Source organism: Pelosinus sp. UFO1 (genome assembly GCF_000725345.1).
Taxonomy (GTDB): domain Bacteria; phylum Bacillota; class Negativicutes; order DSM-13327; family DSM-13327; genus Pelosinus.
In genome coordinates this window covers 888,530-908,260 of the sequence record NZ_CP008852.1, presented here as the reverse complement: position 1 = coordinate 908,260, position 19,731 = coordinate 888,530, and the positions used below count along the sequence as shown (strand labels likewise).

The following is a 19,731-nucleotide window of genomic DNA, read 5'->3' as shown; positions in this document are numbered from 1 at the left end:
GATATTTTAAGAAAACTATTTAACTTTTTAAGGAAATTTTAATACAATCTCAAAAAGAATACATAGAATCAACAATCTTACCTTAGGTAGCAATGCTTGGCAAATATAGTCTAGACTCCTTTGCTTACAACCTTTAATTTTTGTAAAGTATACTCTTCTTTTATCATATTGTGATATCTTACTTGCTTCTTCTATTGCTACTGAGACAACAACACTAACTCCACCATCTTCTTTGTTCCTAATTTTAAAATATGCTAGGAAATTCAACAAAAATAAACCAAATGATGATATATTTCCAGGAAATATATCATCATTTGGTTTATCGTGATTATTTTTCCACAGAACTACACGATTTTCAGTCCCATATGTCTGCAAAACATCCTTATAAATATTTTTTACTCATTCTAAACAACCCTCACACCCCTCACTTACCGTTATCTTATTCTGAGTACGCTGTCGTGGCACAGCGTAAGAAGCTGGCTTAGAAGCAATATTTTGCAAAGTTACAATATAATTTTCTGGTAATCCCTGTTCTTTTGCGCCTTGAATAATTAAATCTAAATACTCCGTACTAGGGAGCTTTGCTTCTCCCAATCTAGCTTTTTTATACATACTTGCTTCTCTGACCTGGTTTTGTGCATCTAGTACTTCTATTGGATAATGAAAATATTCCCCTGTACCATCTAACCTAGCATCCTCACAGTTGTCCAATTCGTCCCAAGCGTACGGTTCTAGTTGATACAAGACGCCCCAAACTTCGGATTGAGCATCTGGAATAAGGGTCTCTACAGCTCCATCCCAAATAACAGAGTGTTCATAAAATCCAATCTTATGCCCAGCGAGGCGAGCAATACCAAGAACACGTGGTTTAGTGCACTTTTGGTTCATTTTTCCCAAGTTAAGATTAAAACCATAGGCAAAATAAAGACGAGTTTGGCTAGTTGATTCCATAATATTACACCTCTTTTACTTAATAAAAAATCCATTTTATATCGACCTGACCCTACGCATGAGTTATTCTTGCACTAACATACTACTGATTTAGAAGCATCTTAGTTTTATTTAGTTACACCTAGCCATAGATAAATATGACTAGGTGACAAACATCCTATCAGTTAATTAGCTCTTTTGTTATTTGTAGCATACGGTACAGTATCGATTTTATTTAATATGGCATTTAGTACAATTGCGACTACACTACCTACAGTAATGCCACTATTTAAAATAACTTGCAGAGCCTCAGGGAATTTTTGATAAATACTTGGCACTGCTAAAGGAATTAAGCCAACAGCAACACTAACTGCCACTACCATCAGATTATGATTGTTGTCAAAATCGATTTTTGAAAGAGTTTTAATACCACTAGCCATTACCATGCCGAACATAGCAATCCCTGCTCCACCTAAAACAGGTGTAGGAATGGATGCAACAACTGCTGCCGCTTTAGGAAAGAGACCTAATATAACAAGGATAGCACCGGCAGCAGCTACTACGTAACGGCTTTTCACCCGCGTTAAACCAACGAGTCCAACATTCTGTGCATAAGCAGTATATGGGAAAGCATTTAAAATGCCTCCTAACAAAGTAGAGAAACCATCAGCCCTTAGTCCACGAGTCAAATCTTCCTGACTGATTGGCTTATCAACAATTTCACCGATTGCAATAAAATCACCCGTTGTTTCTGTCATAACAACCAACATTACAAGAGTCATGGCTACGATAGAAGGAATATCAAAGATCGGCATACCAAATGCAAAAGGAGTTGTTATCCCAATCAAAGCGGCATTTGAAACCCCAGAAAAATTAACCAATCCTAAAGGAAGGGCAATCAGCGTACCAGCAGCCAAGCCCAATAAAACAGCAATATTACTTAAAAATCCTTTGAAGTAACGATAAAAGAAGACAACCAAAGCTAAAACTAAAAAAGCTAGACCAATAAATTGGATATCACCAAAGTTTTTTGCGCTAGGAACACCGCCTCCAGCCCAACGTACGGCAACAGGCAATAAAGAAACACCAATAATAGTAATGATGGAACCAGTGACTACTGGTGGGAAAAAACGAATGAGTCGACTAAAATAGGGACTAGCCAAATATGTTATAATACCAGCAATCATAACGGAACCATAGATACCAGTTAATCCATGAGACTTCCCTATCAGAATCATTGGGGTTACCGCTGCAAAAGTCACACCTTGAATAACAGGAATTTTAATACCCATTTTCCAGAAACCCAAAGTTTGAATCAGTGTTGCAATCCCACAGGTAAATAAGTCTGCGTTAATTAAGTAAATCAGCTGTTCTTTCCCCAATCCTAGGGCATTTGCCAAGATTAAAGGTACGGCCACAGCTCCTGCGTACATAGCCAATACATGCTGTAAGCCATATAAAAATAATTGATTTATAGGTAATCTTTCATCCACAGGATGATTTTTTTTTGTTACGCTCATGATGTATCCCCCATTTCTATATTTTACATATAAATTTCAGCCAACTTTCTTGTAACCTACCAAATAAAATCACCTTCCTTTTTAATATAAAAAGGCGCTCTAAGAAAAGAAAGTGCTTTCATTTCTTAGAGCGCCACTGCTCATAAATATTATATTATCAAAAGTTATAGTTAGACCGATGTCTTGAATAAGCATATCTAATTTTGAGACACTTGTCTACATTTTTATTAATGATGAATTCCATTCTACTATATCCCATTTAATGTTGGGTGTATTTTTACCAAAAGCTGTACACACTTTTATTAGGAGGTATACAATAAATGTCTGAACAAAAAAACACTCACAAACTAATGGAACAAGCTACAGATAAAGCTGCTAACACAGTAAAAGGGGATCAATAGCGCTGTAGTAATATACTATCCCATAGATAAAGCTCTAGATTTAAATATCCTTATATAGGAGGTTGACTTATGACAAAAGGTAAAATCGACACTATGCAAGAACTTAATGCTGCCCTTCCCAATAAGCATGAGGTAGCGAAGGAGCTTGGGATACCACTAGATCAAGGACATAACGAAGAGCTAACAACAAGTCAGGTTGGCAAAATTGGTGGTAAAATCGGCGGCCAAAAAGTCAAAATGATGATTGAAATGGCCGAAGAACAAATGGCACAAAATTCTATCGAGGAAGCTGCAAATACTAATGAGGAGTAGAAATCTATTTAATGCTAACGATACCAACTCCTTACGTTTCACTAATAGCAACATTATAAAAGCCGTCAACTATGACGGCTTTTATAATGTTGCTATTCACAGATTAGTCATTTGTATATCCTGACTAATCTGTTGCCCAGGTGCTAGGTATGGTTGATACCATTCTTTCCGGGTGAGAATGTCTGATAACTGATAATGTTGGTCTATCGCGTTATTTAATTTACGGCGTAATACTTTACGTACCTCCGGGTGTGCCACTTCTACAATCGCTTGCGCCAAAGAGTTTACAGCGAATTTGGAGTCCTTGAACATATCAAAGGCTATTTCTTCTTCAGCTAATACTTCATTGGCATCGATTTCAAAGATATCCATAGTCTTACCTCCTATTGCAATTGCTGCCCATAATATAAACTTTTAAATTCAGTAAGAGTTTCCCGCTTGGCCTGCAAGGAATTTTGCATAAAGTTTTTTAGTTCTTGATCCTGAATCCGGTTCATATTAGCCTGAAGTTTTCTTGCGCAGGCAACTTCATTCTGAACAATTTCATGCAGTTTCAAAATCTCGTGAGGGGTAATTAAGTTGGTTGCTGACATTTCTCCACCTCCTGAACATAATTATTAACATGATAGTACTACTACTTAACTCGAAAATATTAGCGACGTTATTATGCCCTAATATACTTTTTTTTAATGTGATAAGGTCTTATTTCATTGAAAAAGTGACTTACGCCACCCCATGATCCATGCATTTCTTAAGATGATCTAAGATTGGTATAGGTTACAGCTTGAAGTAAAATGGCTTTACAAGTAAAATATTCATATATAATAGTTACTAACCTAGATCAAACCAAAGAGGAGTTGTATTTTTTTTGCATAAGGTTATGAAAAAAGTTATCTCATATAGAAATCTGATTTTACTTTGTATAGTAGTTGGATTAGGGTATAGCTCACTTAATTATTTTCAAGGCGTACCTGTCTTAAATTATCATCAAATCAATAATCAAGACCATAATGCATTAACCCTCAGTGATTCCGAGTTTGAAGCACAAATTAATTATTTACAGCAGAATGGTTACACTGGGATCTCACCAGACCAGCTAGCCGATTATTTGCAATACGGAAAACCACTTCCCCCTAAGCCAGTTTTGATCACTTTTGATGATGGCTATAAAGATAATTACCAGGTAGCCTATCCTATCTTGCAGAAATATCATTTCCCTGCAACTATATTTCTGATCACTGATTTTGTGGGTAATTATAATAAGTACTTAACCTGGGATCAAATAAAAGAAATGAATGGTAACGGAATCAGTTTTGAAGATCATACAACTAGTCATATTTCACTGCCCAAGGCTTCTGATGAAGAGATTCGTAATCAAGTCGTTAAATCAAAGGAAGCACTGGAATGGCGGCTGGGCAAAAAAGTGGAATATTTAGCTTATCCAGGTGGAGAATATGATCAGAGGGTAATTCAGTTGGTAAAGGAATCTGGGTATCGAGCGGCTTTTACTGTGAACTTTGGACGAGATAAGGTAAATTCAACATTATATACCCTAAATAGAATTCCCATCTTTGGAGGCGGAACACATACATTCCTTCATTTTTGGTTACGTTTAAACTTTACCCAGGCATTTAACGCTTTACAGAATCTCAAAGCATATTTACTTAAAGAGGGCGGATCTTCTATCGCAGGATTCATCTATATCCCTTAAAAATTCAATTCGAGAAATCTCATACTAATTTGAATCTTTCGAGTTTGGCGTAAAGATTAAGTTAGTCCTTGACATGAATTGTTTACTTGGTATACTACTACTATACCAAGTAAAATTATCTTTCGTAATAGAAAAGGAAGTAAACGAATGTCTAACCAAAGTCAGTGTGTACTTGATACCATGTTACGAATTATTAATAAATCTTCTGAATTAATGGCAGAGCCGCGAATGTTTGGGACTGAGGTATTGTATGCCTCGGAAATTCACATGATTGATGTTATTGGTCGAAACCCAGGAATCCATGTTACAGAAGTTGCCCATAAACTTGGTATCACTAAGGGGGCCGTCCCTAAAATTATTTGTAAGCTCCTACAAAAAGAGCTAATCTACCGCTACCAAGCAAAAGACAATAAAAAGATGGTTCTATTAAAACTTACCGAAAAGGGTCAAAAGGCTTTTCGCAGCCATGCTGAATTTCATAAAAAACTGGACCATGGAATTATAAAAAAATTTAATTCCTTAAAAGAAGCAGATCTGCTTATGTTTCAAGATCTCATGAGCGAAGTCGAGCAGTACATTGATAAGTTCAGACAAGAAGAATAGTTTTTCTCAGATTGTTCACCTAGTAAACTTATTTCATAAACTATATTGCTCTAACATTCCTCTCTCCCTTAAACAACTAAGCAATTTCACTTACCAAATTAAAAATTTTTCTCTTTTGAATTTCCCTTCTTCGTTGCTACAGTATATGAATCTAAATATTTAGGAAAAGGTGATACTATGAAACTTACTACAAAATTTATTAAAATCGCAATCTTGATTTTACTCCTATTAGCCGGAGCTGGCACTTATTATTATTCCCAACGCGGTGAGGTATCAACGGATAACGCCACCATTAATGGCCGCACAGTCGTGTTAAGTCCGAAGGTACAAGGTTATGTCAAAACCCTAAATGTGCAAGACAATCAATTGGTTAAAGCCGGGGATGTATTACTCGAAATTGATCCTACTGATTATATTGTCCATCGTGACAAAGCCAAAGCCGCATTAGCTGCTGCTCAGGCAGCAGCTAATACCTCTAATAGCAATTTGGAAACAACCACCGTTTCCGCTCCCTCTACAATTGATGCCGCAGAAGCTCAGGTAGCATCTGCACGGGCAACTTGGGAAAAAACACTAGCCGATCGGCAACGGATGGAGAGCCTATTTAGCGCTGGCGCTTCCTCCCAGCAACAACTGGATCAGGCGGTAGCAACGGAAAAATCAGCCCGTTCTACCTTGGATCAGATGCGTGCTAGCCTTCATTCAGCAAATACAGCACCTAGTGTAATCGCATCCGCTAAAGGCACAAGTGACCAATTGCAGGCACAAGTTAAGCAAGCTCAAGTTGATCTTGCCCAAGCTGAAAATGATTTGGCAAATACCAAAATTATCGCCCCCATAGATGGGCGCATTACAAACCGCAGCGTAGAAGTCGGAAATTATGTGCAAGCTGGAAGCCAACTAGCTTCACTAGTCGGAACGGATTTATGGATTGTTGCCAATTTCAAGGAAACACAGTTAGAACACATGCAACCTGGACAACCTGTCGACATTCGGATTGATGCCTTCCCTTCTTTAAAGTTGCACGGTAAAGTAGACAGCATACAAGCTGGAACAGGCTCTCGTTTTTCCCTATTTCCTGCAGAAAATGCGACTGGAAACTTTGTAAAAATTGTACAGCGGGTTCCCGTAAAAATCGTGTTTGATAGTCTCCCAGACGCCTCAGTCCATCTGGGACCTGGCATGTCGGTGGTACCGACGGTATACACAGAAAACGTAGGATACAATCATGAGTGACGATGCTCTAAAGCCTGTAAACCCGCTATTGATATCAACCGCTGTCAGTCTTGCTGCTTTTATGGAAGTGCTGGATACAACGATTGCCAATGTTGCGCTTGCTCATATTTCCGGCTCGCTAGGAGCTAGTTCGGAGGAAAGTACCTGGGTACTAACCTCCTATCTAGTAGCTAATGGTATTATCCTTCCCCTGTCTGGCTGGTTATCCGCACTGATGGGGCGTAAGAATTTTTTTATCTTTTGTATTTTGGGATTTACCTTAACCTCGTTTTTGTGCGGTATTGCAACGTCCCTTCCCATGCTAATCGTTTTTCGATTGCTACAGGGTTTGACAGGGGGCGGCCTACAGCCTAGCCAACAGGCTATCATCAAGGATAGCTTTCCCCCTGAAAAACTTGGGATGGCATTTGCTATTACAGGTATAACAACAGTCTTAGCGCCAATTTTAGGACCAACCCTAGGCGGTCTTATCACAGATAACTTTAGCTGGCGCTGGATTTTTTTCATGAATGTACCTGTCGGCCTATTAGCTGCTTTTCTGGTCAAGATTTTGGTCGTGGATCCGCCTAGTGCGCAAAAGCAAAAGGTGGACTCTATCGATTATATTGGCCTTAGCCTCATCGCCCTCGGCCTTGGAGCACTGCAAATCGTTCTTGATAAAGGGCAGCAAGAAGATTGGTTTGACAGTCCCTTTATCATGATCTTTGCCTTTATTGCCGCCGCTGGTCTCATTTTGGCAGTTTTCTGGCTATTACGGCAAAAAAATCCGGTAGTCCAGCTGAAGCTTTTTGCTATTCCTAGTTTCAGTTTACCCTGCATTATGATTTTCTTTGTCGGTTTTGCCCTTTACTCAAGTGCCATGCTGTTACCGATGCTGGTACAAACAAATTTTGGCTATGATTCTACCTTATCCGGACTTGTACTTTCGCCAGGAGGAATTGCTACCCTCGTTATGATGCCTGTCGTTGGCAGACTCGTCAATGTATTTCAGTCAAAATACCTTATCTCTTTTGGTATGCTGATCACCGCTGTTGGTATGTGGGCAACTGGATTTGTGACGCCTCAAACGGGTTACAGCACCTTCGTCTTAGTACGTGCTCTTCAGACAGTTGGTATCCCATTCCTGTTCATACCTGCCAGTACACTTGCTTTCTCAAAAATTTCTCCCGAAAATAGCAGCAATGCATCAGCAATTGTTTCCCTAATGCGTAATTTAGGAGGCAGTATTGGTATCGCATTGGTCACTAACAAACTCTTGCATAGTCAGCAGATGGAACAATCTTATCTGGTACAGCATCTAACGGCTGCTGACCCAGGCTTTCACAGTTCAATAGCAAGCTACACCCAATCAATTATGAATCTTGGTGTACCATACTCCCAAGCGTCATCAACAGCTATGGGGAAAATTTATCAAGAGCTTATCCATCAAGCAAGTATTCTTGCCTATCGAGATGCTTACAACTACGTCGCCATCATATTAGTGGTTTTAGCCATTGTTGCTCTGCTAATGCCGGGTAACACCATAAAGAAAAAAGGTGCTCCCATTGCAACACACTAGTAGAATACCGTTTAAGCCAGATTGCCTTCCAAGTCAATAAAAAATACTACTCCAGTATCTGGAGTAGTATTTTTTATTGACTTTTATAGGTCAGTACTACTTGAATCTTCTCTTCCTATATTTTATCTATAGGTAATAGCCTATCTTTTTTATCATATTATAGTATTTTACGTATCAGATTTCAAATGGTATCATCACAGTAGGCAAAGGAGGAATTTATATGACACAAAATACCGAATTAATGAAGCTTTTACCTGGAATTTTTATTGTTATTGCGATAGCCGTCCCATCTTGGTTTTTAGGGTCCTTTGTGCCATTAATAGGAGGTCCCGTGTTCGGAATACTCTTAGGCATGATAATAGCCTGCTGGAAAAGGCCTGCTATTTATGAGGATGGTATTACATTTGCATCAAAAAAAATATTGCAAGCTTCCATCATACTACTTGGTTTTGAAATGAACTTATTTAATGTTTTTAAAGTAGGTAGCCAATCTTTATATATCATGATTTTCACATTAAGTGCTGCATTCCTATCGGCCTGGCTTGTAGGTAAGTATTTAAAATTACCAGGAAATACGAGTATTCTTATTGGCGTAGGAACAGCAATTTGCGGTGGGTCCGCAATAGCGGCTACCGCACCCGTAATATCTGCCAATGATAAAGACGTCGCCTATTCTATATCAACAATATTTTTATTTAATATAGCCGCCGTGTTTATCTTCCCCTTCATGGGGCACGTACTTGGTATGAATGATATGGGTTTTGGAATGTGGGCAGGAACGGCGATCAATGATACCTCTTCGGTAGTGGCCGCCGGTTATTCCTACAGTCATGAAGCAGGTAATTTTGCTACCATTGTTAAATTAACCCGCGCCTTAATGATTGTGCCAGTCACATTAACTCTTGCTCTTATTATTGCAAGGAAAAAAACTAGTACGGGCAATTTTGGTATTGCAAAAATATTTCCTTGGTTTATTTTAGGATTTTTAGCAGCCTCCATCATAAACACAACTGGATTTATCCCTCCAGTTGTCTGTGAGTTCCTTTCCCATACTGGAAAGTTTTTTATCGTTATAGCTATGGCCGCCATAGGTCTAAAAACACATCTCAAACATATATTTAATAATGGTATTAGGCCAATACTACTCGGACTATTCTGTTGGTTAGCAGTAGCCCTTGTATCACTTGCAGTACAGCATTATTTACAAATATGGTGACTACAATAGTCCGCTTCCTTCTATCTGAATCCTTCTTTGTATAAGAAGGATTTTAATTTCTTTTAGCGAATAGTGTCACTAACTAGAATAATATGTAAAAAGGAGATTGTTAAACAATGAAAAACCTTTTTAAATGCAGCGTTTGCAGTTTTATTCATGAAGGGGATAATGCAATTGACAAATGTCCCAAATGTGGTCAGCCACAAGAAAAGTTTATTGAATTAACCGCGGAAGATACCGCTAAGATTTACAAGTCAGAAAGAACGAATGACATCCATATGGAAATTATTGCTTTAACGGACCAAATTGTAAAACTAGCAAAAGAGGGCATTGAGATTAATCTTGATCCTCCCTGTACATCTGGTTTTACACAAGCAAAACATGAAGCCTACGTTATTAAACAGCGCTCAAAAGCAGAAATAGAAAACCATATCACAAAGGGCAAGTGGTAATCCATCCTTTATGGTAACGACATATAAGTAAGAAAAGGATGTTAGGGAGTCTTTACTCCCTAACATCCTTTTTTCTTAGAACGTTTTAACTATCTTCTTTACAATATATTTATAGGCTCATTGTATCTAATAAATTAATTAATTTATTAATTTCTGGTTTGGAAGCTTGACCATTAGCTCCAATCGTTTCGCCTTTGAGACGCATTTCCTCATTAATTAAAGAAGAGAAAATTAATACAGGCAATTTTTCCAGTTTTTTGTTTTCTCTAACCTTCTTTAATAAATGATGCCCATCCATTTGCGGCATTTCTATATCGGTAATCAGTATATGTACATTTTCTTCGATGGGCAATCCTCCATCTGCTAATGCCGCTAATGCATCCCAAGCATCTTTACCATTATGATAGGTTGTTATATTGATATACCCAGCTTTGTGAAGTGACTCTATCAAAAGTTCTCTCAACATTTTGGAGTCTTCAGCAATCATGATTTTCTTCGTCTTCCTGACTGCCTGCAATTCAACACTCCCTTGAGAAACATCTACCATTTTAGCATTAATTTGAGGATTAATTTCAGCAATAATTCTTTCAAAATCCAATAGAATAATCATCTTTTCCTCTAGCTTGATAATACCAACAGCCATATCAGAATCAGCAGCAGTATCAGGGACTGGTTCCATCGCAGACCATGATACCCTATGTATCCGCGAAACTTGATTTACTAAAAAACCTACAAAAAAAGTGTTTAACTCACTTATAATAATATTTTTGCTAGCTGCTTCTTGGTCTTTAACTCCTAAGCATGTCAGCAAATTAACTAGTGGCATCACCCGTCCACGCAAGGTAAAAATTCCATCCACATTAGGATGTGAATTTGGCATTGGCGTAACAGGAACCGGAGTAATCACTTCTCTTACTTTCGCAACATTAATTCCATAATGCACTTTGCCAACTATAAACTCAATAATTTCAAACTCATTTGTACCCGTCTCTAATAAGATCCCCTTTTTATCATTTGCAATTTCACTCATAAAATGCCTCCACCGAATTTTAATAATAACGGTTTCACTTATACTTTAAACTTTTGAACTACTGCATTCAGTTCCGTTGCCAGCTTAGCAAGTGAATCAGCGTTATCACCAATTTCATGCATACTGGCAGATTGCTCTTCTGTGGAAGCTGCAACGGTCTGAATACCTTCCGAGGTAGTATCTGCTACAAGCCGTATGGTTTCTACGCTAGTTACCATAGACTGTGTCCCCAAAGCAGTTTCACCAATTGCAGAAGCAATTTGCTCAATACCATCTTTTACAGTAATTAGCCTTTTCGCAATGAGTTGAAAGCCTTTTTGTGTATCGAGAGCTGAGGTTTTACATTTCACAACCTCTCCGTTCGCTCGTTCCACTGCATTTACTGACACTGCAATCTCACTTCCCATATTGGAAATGATCTCTGTGATTTCTTTTGTAGATTTTTCGCTTTGTTCAGCTAGCTTACGAACTTCTTCTGCTACGACAGCAAATCCTCGACCTGCTTCCCCTGCTCTGGCAGCTTCAATTGCTGCATTTAGGGCTAGAAGATTTGTTTGTCCAGCAAGATTGGTGATTACATCTACAATTCCTTTAATTTCCTGCGATCCTTGCGCCAATTTTTCTGTTACTATTGTAATCTCAGCCATAGAAGAGGCAACATTTTCATTTTGTTCTACAACGGCTTGTAACATGGACATACCACGATCTACTTCCGCAACAGCATTTTGTGTATTGGCATTTACCTCTGTTGCATTAGCGTTAATTTCTTCTGCACCAGCTGAAATTTTTTCAACTGCTCCTGAGATATTGATAATACTATCCGAATTTTTAGAAGCACCCGCAGCAATCTCTCCCGTACTATTAGCCACAATATCTACGGTTTCTAGGTGTCCTTCGACTGATGCACTCAACTCTTCACTGGATGCGGCCAATGTTCGAGAACTGGTGTGAAGCAATGCAACAATTTCTTTTAGGGAATTACGCATAGAATTAAGGATGTTCCCCATATCCCCAATTTCATCATTTCGACGAATTTCAATATCCTTTTCTGTAAGGTCTAGTTGCCCAATCATAGTCATTGATTTCGTTAAATATCTAAAACGCATTGCCAAATTGCGACTATACCAAATTACCACAATACAGGCCATTATAAAAATTAAGGTACTCAGTAAAATAATATTTCTACTGCTATTTTGGGCATGTGTAATCATAAGATTACTTTTATCTGTCATAGATTTTTGTTGTATCTCAGCCAGTTTTGTAAATTGATCTTCAATATCCTTTGTATGTTTGCGCCCCTCTGTAGTCAGTTGATTCAGTGTTGGATCATTGGTTTTCTTGGCAATTATCATTTTTTCAACAAGGCCTAAATATTCATTTAGTAACTTTTCAAGTTTAGCACCTTCTACAGTTGAATCTTGATTCGCGGAACTAGAATTAAATTCTTTCACTGTTTTAATCGCTTTTTTCATATCTTCCTGATATCCTTGCTCATAAGCTGCTCCATCAGGATACAGCAAGAATCCACGGAAATTAAGAAGGGCTCTAACATAATCTGTATGAGCTTCCTTAATAGACATTGTCCTAACTGCAGTATATGATACCAGCTTATTTGACTCGTCGCCTAGTGAAAGATAATTATAAATTGTATAACCAAGGGCTGATAATAATAGCATTGCAGCGATAGCAAACATACTTGTTAACTGTAAAATAATAGGCAATCTTTTTTTACTATTCATAAATAGAACACACTCCTGTTATTGTAAGTTTTTTGATTTCAACTATTGCTAAGAACAATCTTCTAAATCGATTACCTTCTTTCTTAAAATATTAAAAACTGCCATGGCAACATTGACGTTAGTCAATGGCAACCTGGCAGCCTTAAATCCTAAGATTCTTAGACCCATAGCTTTGCGTCCTTACCTTTCGATAAGTTTGCCGAAATCTAACACATTCAATTTACAAAATAGAGCTCTATGAATCCTATAATAAAACATTTGGAACATTCATGCCTCCGCCAAAAGGTATAGAATTAAAATTTTTGTGGAAATTCGTCAAAAATTAGTATAGCCTACTGCTAATTTATAAATTAGTAGTAGGCTATAAAATTTTATGTTCACAATTTCATAAATTTTATTTAATTAACATATACTGGGCTCACCCTTTATTTTGACAGTCATAGGGACTTTTTTTCTTACCTCTTTTTATATAATGTATCATTAGTGCAGTCAATGGCACTATAATTTGTAATGGTATATGAATATATAATGGTGTCCACTTCAGACCTATCACAATGTGCTCTGGATAGTTTTTAGCGATGAATATTGAAAATATTACAATTACTAAACCGAAGGGTATAGCCAAATACTTGGGATCCTTTAATTTGATAAGCTGGGATGTACCAAGCATGGCCGCGTAGGTAATAATACTTACCTTGAAGAAACCTCCTATTATCATGATAACGATAACAAATACATCTAATCTTTCCAAGAATCCTAGTTTTATAAGACGCATGGTTGAAAAAAGGGGAAAGAGGGAAGCAGATGCACCTGCTACTCCTAATGAAACTATGAACATAATCGTATTTAGGGAAAGGATTATTCCAACAAACAGGACAGCAAGCAGCGATACTTTTCTTACATTGGCTGCTTCATTGACAGATGAGTAGATCATAGTGAAGAAGATAGTCTCACCATAAGGGAAGGTAATGAGCAGCCATCCATGTTTTATGACAGATGATATGCCATTTTCAAGGACTGGTTTTAGGTTTTGCATTTTCACCACATCTGGTGTTGCATACAACAATATGAATACTAGGATAACGAAAAACATCAATATTGGTAGTGTTAATTGTGCAGCTCGTGAAATATTTTCGATCCCCGCGAACGCTCCATAAGCAAATATCACCATAATTGTGATGGAAACGATAAGTGAAGGTAATTCAGGCAATGAGACAATCAGTATAAGTTCTGAAAAATCTCTCACTATTCTCGCTGATAAATAAGTAAAATATAGAATGTATACAACACTCAGTATATATCCTATAAATTTGCCGAAAATTTTAGGCAAATATGTAACTATAGTATCATTCGGATATTTGTAATATAGATTTGTATACAGAAGTGATTCTATAATGCCTACCGGTATATAAATGAGTAATGCCAACCATGCATCCTGTTTTGCTTCAGGAGTTAAAAAAAAGAGTATAGCGCTGCCAAATAACAATAACACCATGATAGCAAACAATTGGTACGCCGATATTTTTGTTTCCACAATATAGCCTCCGATTAATATAGAGGTTTAGATATTACACCTATTCTTTGTATACTAGAATGTACTTCTACCTCTACCTCAAGGTCAGGAAAAATCTCACTCCAACTTTCTTCTATATTTTTCCACTCATCAGGATAGTCCCTGTGTATTGTTTCGCCAAAATCAAATATATCTGCCTTGAATGTCTTTTGCGCTGCATATAACGCTTTCTCAACTTCTTTCTTTATGACCTCATTCTCTAATTGCTCAAACTCTGTTAATATTTCAGGATTTTTCATAGCATCTAGATCTCCCACCATTCCCCTTATATTTCCTTTCTTATTTATGGTTATATGTATGATGGGTTTATTATCTTTTACGATAGACTTTATCTCACTACTTGCAGAAATAATTTCTATTGTTATGCTACCTTTATTAGGTGACGGCATTACAATATTTCCTGCTTTAACTTTATCCCGTATCCACTGGACACCCCGCACTTCCTCTTCCCCCATCATATATCCAATGAGCTTATCCTTTTTAAATACAGCAATTCCTATCATTTTGAATACTCTACCCACTTGTTCATCTCCATGCAGGCTAATGACCCCTGCCATTGGTGCTGCCGTCTTGCTGGCTAGGGAATTAGCAAATTCCATAGTAGTAGTGACAGGTACGTATCCATAGTTTGCTTGTAAATTCAATATGGCTGCAATGGCGTTAGCAGGAATAGAATCTTCTGGTGTTGATGTTCTTAGTATTTCAGAAGCCTTACCACTTGTAACAAGGAAAACAACATTAGGGCGAAGCTGGTATCCTCTTGCCGAAAAATCCATCAGTTCAGCGATTCCTGCTTTTGCGGCATCTTCACCGATGACAATAAACTTCACATGGGATAACGCTACCTTTTTGCCTAGTTCTTTCGACAAATGATCTAATGCATCAGGTATAGTATCCCCTGTACTGATTAATGCCATGACCTCCGTAGGCTGCTTCTCGCCTTTTGATCCCCCCATGCCTCCAGGTGACTGTTTCTGTGTTTTTAATATCTGGGTAGAGATCATGTATTTCCCATCTGTTGTAATGTCAACACCAAAGGTTACTACTATAGCCAGTTTTTCAATTTCAGTTTTCGCCATACAGCCTACCGTAAGAAACATAATGATATAAATCATGAAAAATGCAATACCTTTTTTCATGGACGACTCCCTTTCTTCTTTTCCTATCCGCTTAGCGTACCTTTGTTTTTTTTCGTATGGATTGCTTCCACGTAATGAGTTTTGATCGTTTAAGCATAGACCACAACGGTGCTCTGATCACTACATCTGACAGTTCATTTTTAACAAGAGGTGCCAGAGGTCCCATATATGGCACGCCAAAGGATCGTGCCGATATCATGTTCATGAACAACATCATGATACCGCCTGTAAGTCCTAGCATACCCAAGGTTCCACCTAAGAACAGAAAGATAAATCGAGGATAAATGAGTGACATACTCATCTCCGGATAAGGTACTGTCAAGGCGGCTATGGCGGTAAAACCGATTACAACAACCGTCAGTGTACTTACTAATCCTGCATCTACAGCGGACTGACCTAATACCAGTGCGCCAACGATACTTACAGCCGGTCCTACTACTCTTGGCATTCGAATACCCGCTTCTCTCAATACCTCATAGGTAAATAACAAGGCAAAGGACTCCCACATTACAGGAAGGGGCACTCCGGCTCGAGATTTTATCAGGCTAGGAACTAAAGAATCAGGAATCAGTTCTTGATGAAATGTTAATAATGCCACATAAAAGCCTGTAAGGGTAAGATTTATAAAAAATGCTCCAAACCGAATCCATCGGCTTAATGTGGCAGGAATAAATTTCAAGTAATAGTCATCAGCCGTCTTAATAAAGTCTACAAAAAGACAGGGAACGGTTATAGCAACGGGAGTTCCGTCAACGATAATGGCAATATGACCTTCTAATAGTTTGCCTGCCACTACATCTGGTTTTTCCGTGCGGAATATCGTAGGAAAGATAAAAAAAGGACTGTCCTCTATATATGCTTCAATATAGCTACTGCCCAATACAGAATCTATATCAATCTTATGTAATCTCTCTCTCACTTCATTTACAATTTTATCATTGGCAATGCCTGCGAGATAACAAACAACAATATCTGTCTTGGTCTCTCTGCCAATCTTATAAGATTCCATCTTCAAATTTATATTTTTGATTTTTTTTCTAAGTAAGCCTGTACTCGTCCTTATGGATTCTGTAAACCCCTCTTTCGGTCCACGCAGAGAACTTTCCGCTTCCGGCTGCTCCACATTTCTGGTAGGAGGATTTTTAAAATCGATTGTCAGTGCACTATTTACCCCATCTACAAATACAATAATTTTACTACTTAATATCGCTTCTATGACCTGACTCATTTCTTCATAGATATCCTCAGGTCGTATCCCGATTAAATACTGTACATATTCCTTACTGGCAGGAAGGTAGGTAGAATCTGCAGGTTGACTGACCATTTTTTTTACAACGGCGTCTTCAATGAGTTCTTGTTTTACCATACCATCAATATATACAAGGAGGGCGCTATATTTAGGATTATTGGTGATTTTAATTTCCCGTATCACTATATCAGAGCATTTATCAAAGATATTTTTTATATATTGCTCATTATCTTTTATCTTAGAAGATACCTGCTGTACTTCAATTCCTGACTGACGCAATTGCCTAATTATAGAAGACATATCTTGAGTAATGTACTTACTGCCTTCAATCATCATTTGTAATGACTCTAACGCAGAGTTATTTTCAGGGCATGAAGCTAACGACTCACTAGTTGACGTTTTTTTATTATGAGAAAGTACCTTCTTTTTCATACCTCTCCCCTCCCTTGAAAAGCCTTATATATACTTTTAATAGTATTTCCCTCATAAACAAATTGTTAACCGTATTATGTTATTACTATGTCATTCTTTATCAATTAGGCAAATAGATTCCGCTTATTATAAGTTAATTTTCACTTTAAAAACCAACAATAAATAAATGCCAAAAAGGGAGAAGGTATTCCTCTTCATTGTTAATCCCCTTTCCCTACGAAGCTACCTTTACTTTTTCTTGATATAAATCCTTTGTTTCTTTACGCCTTCTTGAGATGAGATCATGTTATCATCAAGATGAAATAGGAAAAGAGAAGCAGTAAGGAGAATCTATCATGACACAAGAAATGATGGTGACATTTGAGATTGACAAAGATGTTAAAATTTCCACAGTAGTGGATTGGATGAATGAAAAGATTCTAGGTAGTAAGGTAACTGAAGTAAGCATTACAAATACGGATTTGATTTTTTGTGGTGCACTCCATACTTTTCTGGGAGAATTCACTATCGTTTCAACGGAAGTTGTCAGTATAGATGAACTTAAGCACTTATTTAGTCCCCATCCTCATTTTATTCATCAACTTAATTTTAAAGTCAGACCTAATAATTAGCGCCACCTGAACGTACCATAAATAAAGGAGCAGCCTCTATTTTGAAGCTGCTCCTTTAGCAAATTTCATTCTATTTTTTCAAGTGGAAGGGAACGCTAGTCACAATCACATTTTCCTTTAGAATTAGTAAAGTACGGAGCACCCAACCTGTCTGGTTGTGAAGCAGACGGTGCCACCATTTTTTTGTTTGGAACTCAGGGATTAGAATTGTAATATAATCTTCTGGTTCTTTTTGGCGCTCTAGTTGGATGATGTAATCAAGTAGTGGTTGAATTACTAAGCGGTAGGGAGAATAAACTGTTACTAACTCAACACCCGGATTCCAGTCATGCCATTTTTTTGCTACCTTTTGAGCATCTACTTCATCAGTAGCAATATGTAAGGCAACAATATCTTTACTAATGCTTTTCGCATATGTGAGGGTTTGCGCTACGATATTGGTGGGAGTAGCAACAGGTACAATGACCATATTTCTACCTACTTTAAAAGTAGTAGCAATCGCAGGGTCAAAGTCTTCCATTGGTAAGTGTAGTTGTTCAGACATATCAATATAGTGAGAACGAATTTTCTTGAAAATAAAAATCATAAACGGAATAAACACAATAACAGCCCAGGCTCCGTGGGAAAATTTGGTAATACCGATAATAAGCACGACGATTCCAGTGACGATGGCACCAATTGTATTTATAGTAGCATTCATAATCCAACCAGGGGTTCTTTCCCGACGCCAATGGACAACCATACCTGTTTGGGCGATGGTAAATGAGAGGAAAACACCGATAGCATATAGGGAAATTAGATGCTCAGTACTCCCATCATAAATAAAAATTAACAGACCAGCTATCGCACTGAGTAGGACAATGCCATTGGAGAAACTCAAACGTTCACCCCTGATTCCTAGATAGCGTGGCATATAGCCGTCTTTAGCCAGAAGGGATAAAAGAGAAGGTAGACCATTAAACGAGGTATTGGCCGCTAAATATAATACGATCATGGTGGTGATTTGGATATAATAATATCCCCAACCTCGTCCAAAGGTCATTTCAACAATTTGCGACAAGGTGGTTACGCCTTCTATCTGTAAAATATGAAAGTGCATAATTAGGAAGGAAATACCCATAAGCATAAAGCCTAGAATACCTGACATCCAATATGTCGTTATTGTTACATTACGTACTTCAGGAGAGCGGAACATAGGTACACCATTAGAAAGGGCTTCTACCCCAGTCATAGAGCTACAGCCATTAGCGAAGGCACGTAAAAGTAGTACCAACATTGTCCAATCAAATTGCTTAGCCAAGGATTCTGGCGGAATAATGGGCTGCTGCCCAGTCAAAGCTTGGTATATTCCCGTAAAAATCAAAGCGATAATACCGAAAATAAATGCATAGGTTGGGTAAACAAAGGCAGTAGAGGCTTCCTTGACTCCTCTTAGATTCACTAACATTAAAATGCAAAATAAAACGGCTAAATCAATCCCTACTTGGTGTGCCGCCAATGCAGGAAAAGCTGATGCAAGAGCAGCTGTACCAGCACAAACACTTACGGCCACAGTAAGTGTGTAATCAGCAAATAAGGCAGCTGCAGCTACTAGTGCTGGCATTTCGCCAAGATTATGTATCGCTACAGAATAGGAACCACCGCCGCCGGGGTTCACTTTGGCTACTTGTACATAGGAAAAAGTGACAATAGCGAGCAAAGCCAAAATCGCCAAGCTGATTGGTGCTAAATAGCCATAAGCTATAATTCCCGGAAGTGTTAGCATGATCATGACTTCCTCAGGGCCATAAGCCACAGATGAGAGGGCATCGGAAGAAAATATTGCCAAAGCCTTCCATTTAGGGAGCTTTTCATGGCTCATTTCTTGATTATGTAACGGTCTGCCAATCAGTATTCGCCGAACAAATTTCATCATAATTAATCCACCCCTACGAGTATTATCTTTTGGTAAAATATTCAATATTATACTATCAATTTACAAGGTGGCCACCGAATATAAACTGTTATTTTGCATGAGAT

At 37.9% G+C, this 19,731-nt stretch carries 19 protein-coding genes and 1 riboswitch; of the genes, 8 read left to right on the top strand and 11 right to left on the bottom strand.

Translation table 11 applies throughout. The features are described 5' to 3' along the window. Positions 1-27: 27 nt before the first annotated feature. The 3 genes from UFO1_RS04040 to UFO1_RS04030 all read right to left on the bottom strand — a co-directional run bounded on the left by UFO1_RS04040 (position 28) and on the right by UFO1_RS04030 (position 2,450). Positions 28-375, bottom strand: a complete 348-nt coding sequence (locus UFO1_RS04040; RefSeq protein ID WP_038668202.1) for a hypothetical protein — start codon at positions 373-375, stop codon at positions 28-30. 24 nt (positions 376-399) lie between these two features. Then, positions 400-951, bottom strand: coding sequence for a gamma-glutamylcyclotransferase family protein (locus tag UFO1_RS04035; RefSeq protein WP_038668200.1), 552 nt, complete (start codon positions 949-951; stop codon positions 400-402). 164 nt (positions 952-1,115) lie between these two features. Continuing rightward, on the bottom strand, positions 1,116-2,450 hold the full coding sequence (locus UFO1_RS04030; protein WP_051788813.1) for a nucleobase:cation symporter-2 family protein: 1,335 nt from the start codon (positions 2,448-2,450) through the stop codon (positions 1,116-1,118). 470 nt (positions 2,451-2,920) lie between these two features. On the opposite strand from UFO1_RS04030, the gene UFO1_RS04025 reads away from it, so the two are divergent. Then, a complete protein-coding gene (locus UFO1_RS04025; RefSeq protein ID WP_038668197.1) occupies positions 2,921-3,163 on the top strand; it encodes a small, acid-soluble spore protein, alpha/beta type in 243 nt (80 codons plus the stop codon). Positions 3,164-3,259: 96 nt separating this feature from the next. Here UFO1_RS04025 and UFO1_RS04020 read toward each other — a convergent pair whose 3' ends face one another. Next, the gene (locus UFO1_RS04020; RefSeq protein WP_038668195.1) at positions 3,260-3,535 is read right to left on the bottom strand and encodes a spore coat protein; all 276 of its coding nucleotides are present in this window, start codon (positions 3,533-3,535) and stop codon (positions 3,260-3,262) included. 11 nt (positions 3,536-3,546) lie between these two features. Next, on the bottom strand, positions 3,547-3,756 hold the full coding sequence (locus UFO1_RS04015; protein WP_038668192.1) for a hypothetical protein: 210 nt from the start codon (positions 3,754-3,756) through the stop codon (positions 3,547-3,549). A gap of 275 nt (positions 3,757-4,031) precedes the next feature. Here UFO1_RS04015 and UFO1_RS04010 point away from each other — a divergent pair, with 275 nt between their 5' ends. The 6 genes from UFO1_RS04010 to UFO1_RS03985 all read left to right on the top strand — a co-directional run bounded on the left by UFO1_RS04010 (position 4,032) and on the right by UFO1_RS03985 (position 9,939). Next, the gene (locus UFO1_RS04010) at positions 4,032-4,874 is read left to right on the top strand and encodes a polysaccharide deacetylase family protein (protein WP_038668190.1); all 843 of its coding nucleotides are present in this window, start codon (positions 4,032-4,034) and stop codon (positions 4,872-4,874) included. A gap of 147 nt (positions 4,875-5,021) precedes the next feature. Next, positions 5,022-5,477: a MarR family transcriptional regulator gene (locus UFO1_RS04005; RefSeq protein WP_038668187.1), complete on the top strand. Its 456-nt coding sequence runs from the start codon at positions 5,022-5,024 to the stop codon at positions 5,475-5,477. A 177-nt stretch (positions 5,478-5,654) separates the two neighbouring features. Continuing rightward, positions 5,655-6,713, top strand: a complete 1,059-nt coding sequence (locus UFO1_RS04000; RefSeq protein ID WP_038668185.1) for an HlyD family secretion protein — start codon at positions 5,655-5,657, stop codon at positions 6,711-6,713. After that, positions 6,706-8,271 carry a DHA2 family efflux MFS transporter permease subunit gene (locus tag UFO1_RS03995; RefSeq protein ID WP_038668183.1) on the top strand — a complete coding sequence of 522 codons (1,566 nt, stop codon included), beginning with the start codon at positions 6,706-6,708 and terminating at the stop codon, positions 8,269-8,271. Before UFO1_RS04000 ends, UFO1_RS03995 begins: the two co-directional genes overlap by 8 nt. 220 nt (positions 8,272-8,491) lie before the next feature. After that, positions 8,492-9,487 carry a YeiH family protein gene (locus UFO1_RS03990; protein WP_371256657.1) on the top strand — a complete coding sequence of 332 codons (996 nt, stop codon included), beginning with the start codon at positions 8,492-8,494 and terminating at the stop codon, positions 9,485-9,487. A gap of 116 nt (positions 9,488-9,603) precedes the next feature. Then, positions 9,604-9,939 carry a rubredoxin-like domain-containing protein gene (locus tag UFO1_RS03985; protein ID WP_038668179.1) on the top strand — a complete coding sequence of 112 codons (336 nt, stop codon included), beginning with the start codon at positions 9,604-9,606 and terminating at the stop codon, positions 9,937-9,939. 109 nt (positions 9,940-10,048) lie between these two features. Here UFO1_RS03985 and UFO1_RS03980 read toward each other — a convergent pair whose 3' ends face one another. From UFO1_RS03980 to UFO1_RS03960, 5 genes are all read right to left on the bottom strand, one after another. Then, positions 10,049-10,969: a chemotaxis protein gene (locus UFO1_RS03980; protein WP_038668176.1), complete on the bottom strand. Its 921-nt coding sequence runs from the start codon at positions 10,967-10,969 to the stop codon at positions 10,049-10,051. A gap of 38 nt (positions 10,970-11,007) precedes the next feature. Then, positions 11,008-12,708 carry a methyl-accepting chemotaxis protein gene (locus tag UFO1_RS03975; RefSeq protein ID WP_038668173.1) on the bottom strand — a complete coding sequence of 567 codons (1,701 nt, stop codon included), beginning with the start codon at positions 12,706-12,708 and terminating at the stop codon, positions 11,008-11,010. A 124-nt stretch (positions 12,709-12,832) separates the two neighbouring features. Next, positions 12,833-12,919, bottom strand: a riboswitch (cyclic di-GMP riboswitch). 207 nt (positions 12,920-13,126) lie between these two features. Continuing rightward, positions 13,127-14,242, bottom strand: a complete 1,116-nt coding sequence (locus UFO1_RS03970; RefSeq protein WP_051788812.1) for a GerAB/ArcD/ProY family transporter — start codon at positions 14,240-14,242, stop codon at positions 13,127-13,129. Between the two features lie 14 nt (positions 14,243-14,256). Next, positions 14,257-15,420, bottom strand: a complete 1,164-nt coding sequence (locus tag UFO1_RS03965) for a Ger(x)C family spore germination protein (RefSeq protein ID WP_038668171.1) — start codon at positions 15,418-15,420, stop codon at positions 14,257-14,259. A gap of 31 nt (positions 15,421-15,451) precedes the next feature. Next, positions 15,452-17,101, bottom strand: coding sequence for a spore germination protein (locus tag UFO1_RS03960; RefSeq protein WP_201771052.1), 1,650 nt, complete (start codon positions 17,099-17,101; stop codon positions 15,452-15,454). A gap of 335 nt (positions 17,102-17,436) precedes the next feature. On the opposite strand from UFO1_RS03960, the gene UFO1_RS03955 reads away from it, so the two are divergent. Beyond that, entirely contained in the window at positions 17,437-17,712 is a 276-nt protein-coding gene (locus UFO1_RS03955) for a hypothetical protein (protein WP_038668168.1), read from the top strand. A 70-nt stretch (positions 17,713-17,782) separates the two neighbouring features. On the opposite strand, the gene UFO1_RS03950 is transcribed toward UFO1_RS03955, so the two are convergent. Continuing rightward, on the bottom strand, positions 17,783-19,627 hold the full coding sequence (locus UFO1_RS03950) for an APC family permease (protein ID WP_038668165.1): 1,845 nt from the start codon (positions 19,625-19,627) through the stop codon (positions 17,783-17,785). Positions 19,628-19,731 lie beyond the last annotated feature (104 nt).

Coding starts and splice junctions, on each gene's coding strand:
- UFO1_RS04030 (WP_051788813.1), bottom strand. CDS start 2,450: ATGAGCGTAACAAAAAAAAATCATCCTGTGGATGAAAGATTACCTATA.
- UFO1_RS04015 (WP_038668192.1), bottom strand. CDS start 3,756: ATGTCAGCAACCAACTTAATTACCCCTCACGAGATTTTGAAACTGCAT.
- UFO1_RS03990 (WP_371256657.1), top strand. CDS start 8,492: ATGACACAAAATACCGAATTAATGAAGCTTTTACCTGGAATTTTTATT.
- UFO1_RS03955 (WP_038668168.1), top strand. CDS start 17,437: ATGACACAAGAAATGATGGTGACATTTGAGATTGACAAAGATGTTAAA.
- UFO1_RS03950 (WP_038668165.1), bottom strand. CDS start 19,627: ATGATGAAATTTGTTCGGCGAATACTGATTGGCAGACCGTTACATAAT.
- UFO1_RS04035 (WP_038668200.1), bottom strand. CDS start 951: ATGGAATCAACTAGCCAAACTCGTCTTTATTTTGCCTATGGTTTTAAT.
- UFO1_RS03995 (WP_038668183.1), top strand. CDS start 6,706: ATGAGTGACGATGCTCTAAAGCCTGTAAACCCGCTATTGATATCAACC.
- UFO1_RS04025 (WP_038668197.1), top strand. CDS start 2,921: ATGACAAAAGGTAAAATCGACACTATGCAAGAACTTAATGCTGCCCTT.
- UFO1_RS03985 (WP_038668179.1), top strand. CDS start 9,604: ATGAAAAACCTTTTTAAATGCAGCGTTTGCAGTTTTATTCATGAAGGG.
- UFO1_RS03975 (WP_038668173.1), bottom strand. CDS start 12,708: ATGAATAGTAAAAAAAGATTGCCTATTATTTTACAGTTAACAAGTATG.
- UFO1_RS03980 (WP_038668176.1), bottom strand. CDS start 10,969: ATGAGTGAAATTGCAAATGATAAAAAGGGGATCTTATTAGAGACGGGT.
- UFO1_RS03965 (WP_038668171.1), bottom strand. CDS start 15,420: ATGAAAAAAGGTATTGCATTTTTCATGATTTATATCATTATGTTTCTT.
- UFO1_RS04020 (WP_038668195.1), bottom strand. CDS start 3,535: ATGGATATCTTTGAAATCGATGCCAATGAAGTATTAGCTGAAGAAGAA.
- UFO1_RS03960 (WP_201771052.1), bottom strand. CDS start 17,101: ATGAAAAAGAAGGTACTTTCTCATAATAAAAAAACGTCAACTAGTGAG.
- UFO1_RS04005 (WP_038668187.1), top strand. CDS start 5,022: ATGTCTAACCAAAGTCAGTGTGTACTTGATACCATGTTACGAATTATT.
- UFO1_RS04000 (WP_038668185.1), top strand. CDS start 5,655: ATGAAACTTACTACAAAATTTATTAAAATCGCAATCTTGATTTTACTC.